Origin of the sequence: Pseudomonas sp. YuFO8 (assembly GCF_035065025.1) — a bacterium.
In the GTDB taxonomy this organism is placed as follows: domain Bacteria; phylum Pseudomonadota; class Gammaproteobacteria; order Pseudomonadales; family Pseudomonadaceae; genus Aquipseudomonas; species Aquipseudomonas putida_AE.
Genome location: NZ_JAXDEQ010000144.1, coordinates 1 through 439 on the forward strand (window position 1 = coordinate 1; position 439 = coordinate 439).

At 65.8% G+C, this 439-nt stretch carries 1 protein-coding gene; it reads right to left on the reverse strand.

What is annotated here, in order from left to right; translation table 11 throughout:
* The coding region (locus SOP95_RS31700; RefSeq protein ID WP_323609542.1) for a condensation domain-containing protein at positions 1-439 on the reverse strand (439 nt) is incomplete at both ends.

The window sequence follows — 439 nt, forward strand, 5'->3', positions numbered from 1 at the left end:
AGCGTGTCGCCGTTGTCGCTGCGGCTCATACGCAGTTCGAACAGCGGCCAGACCTCGGTGGGGTAGAGCTTCTGCTCCATGGCCTGGCGAATCTGTTGCACCGCGTGCTGGTGCTGCTCGCGGGTGGCGCCACGCAAATCGGCGATGGCCAGAGGATAGTGGTCGACGTCGGGCAGCACACGCTGCGAACCTTCGCTGGCGATCACCGCTCGCAGCATGTCGTGGCGGGCGATCAGGCGGTTCCAGGCCTGTTCCACCTGCTGCGGGTCCAGGGTTGGCCAGCTCAGTTCCAGGTAGCCATGACAGGCGACATTGCCGTAGCCGAAGGACGATTGGCGGCCCAGCAGGTAGGCATTCTGCACCTCGGTGAGGGGGAAGGGCGTGTGGTGCTGCGCCGGATCGGCCTGCACGAGCGGGCGTTCCTGTGTCTCCAGCAGGT